Source organism: Sphingopyxis sp. (genome assembly GCF_019459305.1).
GTDB lineage: Bacteria > Pseudomonadota > Alphaproteobacteria > Sphingomonadales > Sphingomonadaceae > Sphingopyxis.
In genome coordinates this window covers 1-2,794 of record NZ_JAIBES010000065.1, presented here as the reverse complement: position 1 = coordinate 2,794, position 2,794 = coordinate 1, and the positions used below count along the sequence as shown (strand labels likewise).

Below are 2,794 nucleotides of genomic sequence, written 5' to 3'. Positions count from 1 at the left end.
GCGCACCGATGTGCCGAAGATCGTCGATATGTACATGACCGGCAAGATCGAGATCGACCCGATGATCACCCATGTCATGGGGCTGGAGGACATCAACAAGGGGTTCGAGCTGATGCATGCGGGGGAGAGCATCCGAAGCGTCGTGATATTCTGATATAACGGTTCAGCATGAGAAGGGCTGGCCCTCGGGGTCAGCTTTACTAGGTTGCGCTGCATCCTGAAAGGCACCCTAAATGCTCAAATGCGTGAGGGAACTCAGCTTCATTCGCGCGGGTAGGGTGGGGCGTCGCCCCTCGTGTCGCTCGCGGGAGATGCAATGCCGAAACCTCTGGTGACGCGCGGCAGCGTTAAACGAATTATGGGTGAGAGCGCGCGTTGAGCGCATTGGTTGGAGAATTTTTGTGACGGATTTTGATCTGGGACGTGCAGCGGGCTGCGCGATGTGCAGTGGATTTGGTGTAAGAAAAAAGACGCTGTTCTATATTGCCACTGCCTCGCTCTTGCTCGGCTCACTCCAGAGTGTCTCTACGCGCGCCGAGATTTCGCCAACTACCACCACGCAAGCCGCCGATGCCGAAACCGCGCGCCTGAACAGCTGGTTTAACCTCAAATATGAGGAAGAAATGGCGTTCAGCCCTATCGCTCGCGGATATCAGGGCGATAAAGCGGATTATGACAAGATAGATGACTTCTCCGACGAGGCTTTGGAGCGTAAGATTGAGTGGCAGCGCCGATCGGTCGACGAAATGAAGGCGAAATTCGACCGCGCGAAGTTGACCCAAGACGCGCAGCTTTCTTACGACCTTTGGATTTATCGCTACGAAGATGCTGCGGGATGGGCCAAATTCCGGCGCAATGATTACGTCTTCAATCAGATGTTCGGTCCGCATACACGCATCCCGCAATTTCTGATGCAGGTCCATAAGGTCGAGGAACCCGCGGACATGGACGCCTACATCACGCGGATCGGCGGTGTTGCTGCGGCGCAGCTGCAGCAGCTCGACACTGCTAAGACGAATGCCGCGGGAGGCGTGCGGGTGCCGCGGTTCGCTTATGAAGCGATGATCGGCCAAGCGCGCGCGCTGATCACTGGCGCGCCGTTTGGCGGCGAGGGTGACAGCCCGGTGTGGGGTGACGCCCAAGCGAAGATTAATCAGTTGGTCAAGGCGGGCAAGATCAATCCATCCCAGGCGGACGCGTATCGGGCGGCAGCGCGCAAGGCGCTGTTGGAAAAATGGCTACCCGCGTATCAGGCACTGATCGCATGGTTCGAAACGGAAGTTCCAAAAGCCGACGCAGTAGCAACCGGGGTTGGTAAAGATCCGGGTGGCAAGGCCTATTACGACATGCTGCTCGTCAGCGCGACCAATACCGACCTGACGGCGGACCAGATCCACCAAATCGGCTTGGACGAGGTTGCCCGGATCAAAACTGAGATGGAAGCGATCAAGCAACAAGTCGGATTTAAGGGGTCGCTGCAGGATTTCTTCAAATATGTGCGCGATGACGAGCGCTTCTATTATCCGAACACGGACGCGGGCCGGCAGCAATATATCGACACCGCGACCGCCCATATTGCCTTTATGAAGAAGCAACTGCCGAAATATTTTGGCATTCTGCCCAAAGCTGATGTCATCGTAAAACGTGTCGAATCCTATCGCGAGGTCGCGGGCGGGGCGCAGCATTATTACATGTCGACACCCGACGGCTCGCGCCCGGGCGTATTCTACGCTCATTTGCTCGACATGAAATCCATGCCGATCCCGCAGCTTGAGGTGATCGCCTATCATGAAGCGTTGCCCGGCCATCACATGAATTTTGCGATCGCGCAGGAACTGGATGACGTGCCGAATTTCCGCAAGTTCCTGTATGTAAATGCATATCAGGAGGGGTGGGGCCTATATACCGAAAAGCTGGGCAAAGAAATGGGTGCCTATAAGGATCCTTATTCGGATTTCGGTCGACTGACGACCGAGATCTGGCGCGCGATCAGGCTGGTTGTCGATACGGGACTCCATTCGAAGGGTTGGACCGAAGAACAGGCCGTGAAATACTTCACCGAGAACTCAGCCGCAGCAGAAGGACAGATCCGATCGGAAGTGCGGCGCTATATCGTCATGCCGGGACAGGCGACCGGGTATAAGATTGGCATGATCAAGATGCTCGAACTCCGCAAGAAGGCGGAAGACCAGCTTGGCAGCAAGTTCGATATCAAAGGCTTCCATGACACCATCCTCGGGCGCGGGCAGATGCCGCTCTACCTGCTCGAGCGCCGCGTCGATCAGTGGATTGCAAGCCAAAAGGCCGCATGAGCCCATTCGATCGCAAAATCTCAAACTGGACCATGCCATCCCCACCATGGTGCGGGGGTGGCATGGTAGAAGGCCTCTTCCTGCATCCGGAACCCGGCCTACCCGCAGAATTTCTAATCTGCGGCCTCAGCTTTATTGCGTTGCCTCTGGATCGATGTGTCACTCATTAGGATGCAACAGCCCGAAACAATTGGGACCAATAACAGATGTTCCCGGCGCGCCATGAGACGACGGGCCGGTTGAGCGATTAAAGGGGAGCAGCATGAAGATTGCCGCATTGGTTTCCGGGTTGCTCGTCGCCGCCACCATCGCTTCGCCTGCTCAAGGTCAAGACGGCGGCCCCGAGGCGCGCCCGATCTATAACCGCGATCAGTGGCTTCCGCCCTCGGTGCCGACCTCCGACGACGTGCTGCGGATACCGGTGCCGGCGGACTATAATGCTCCCAAAGGTTCGTTTGTGCTGGTCGGCGGACGGCTGTTCG

2 protein-coding genes and 1 pseudogene are annotated in these 2,794 nt (G+C 56.8%); all 3 read left to right on the top strand.

Going from position 1 to position 2,794, the window contains the following annotated elements:
* Positions 1-154: pseudogene (locus K0M74_RS07345) on the top strand (S-(hydroxymethyl)glutathione dehydrogenase); the annotation flags it as partial.
* A gap of 247 nt (positions 155-401) precedes the next feature.
* On the top strand, positions 402-2,312 hold the full coding sequence (locus tag K0M74_RS07340; RefSeq protein ID WP_293969875.1) for a DUF885 family protein: 1,911 nt from the start codon (positions 402-404) through the stop codon (positions 2,310-2,312).
* 262 nt (positions 2,313-2,574) lie between these two features.
* Positions 2,575-2,794 (top strand): hypothetical protein (locus K0M74_RS07335; protein WP_293969872.1); only part of this gene is annotated, 220 nt, incomplete at its 3' end.